We start from the raw sequence: 712 nt of genomic DNA, 5'->3' as shown, positions 1-712 counted from the left end.
GTTCATGGTGTTGGCGGACTGGTTCGGGTCGTCGAGGACGAGGGTGACGATCCCCGTGTCGTCCTGCTCCCAGCGGATGGTGGTGCTCTCGCTCATGACTGATGCATCTCCGGTGGCGGTATGAGGGGTGCGGACGGGGAGGTCAGACGCGCTCGACGATGGTGGCGATGCCCATGCCGCCGCCCACGCACAGGGTGGCCAGGCCGTAGCGCTTGTCCTGCCGCTCCAGCTCGTCGACGAGGGTGCCCAGGATGATCGCGCCGGTGGCGCCCAGCGGGTGGCCGAGCGCGATCGCACCGCCGTTGACGTTCACCTTGTCCAGCGAGACGCCCATGTCCTTCACGAAGCGCAGCACGACCGCCGCGAACGCCTCGTTGATCTCGATGAGGTCGATGTCGTCGATGGTCAGACCCGCCTTGGCCAGCGCCTTGCGGGCCGCCGGGGCCGGACCGGTCAGCATGATCGTGGGCTCGGAACCGGAGACGGCCGCCGCCACGATCCGGGCCCGGGGCGCCAGCCCGTACCGCTCCCCGATCTCCTTCGAACCGACCGCGACCAGGGAGGCGCCGTCGACGATGCCGGAGGAGTTGCCCGCGTGGTGGACGTGGTCGATCTCCTCGACCCAGTGGTACTTCTGCAGCGCCACCGCGTCGAAGCCGCCCAGCTCGCCGATGTCCTTGAACGACGGCTTGAGCCTGGCGAGGGAGTCGGC

1 pseudogene is annotated in these 712 nt (G+C 69.2%); it reads right to left on the bottom strand.

Going from position 1 to position 712, the window contains the following annotated elements:
• Positions 1-142: 142 nt before the first annotated feature.
• Positions 143-712 (bottom strand): annotated as a pseudogene (locus IE321_RS41590) (acetyl-CoA C-acyltransferase); the annotation flags it as partial.

It is taken from the genome of Streptomyces hydrogenans (genome assembly GCF_014656075.1).
Classification (GTDB): Bacteria; Actinomycetota; Actinomycetes; order Streptomycetales; family Streptomycetaceae; genus Streptomyces; species Streptomyces hydrogenans.
This window is presented reverse-complemented; position numbering and strand designations above follow the sequence as displayed.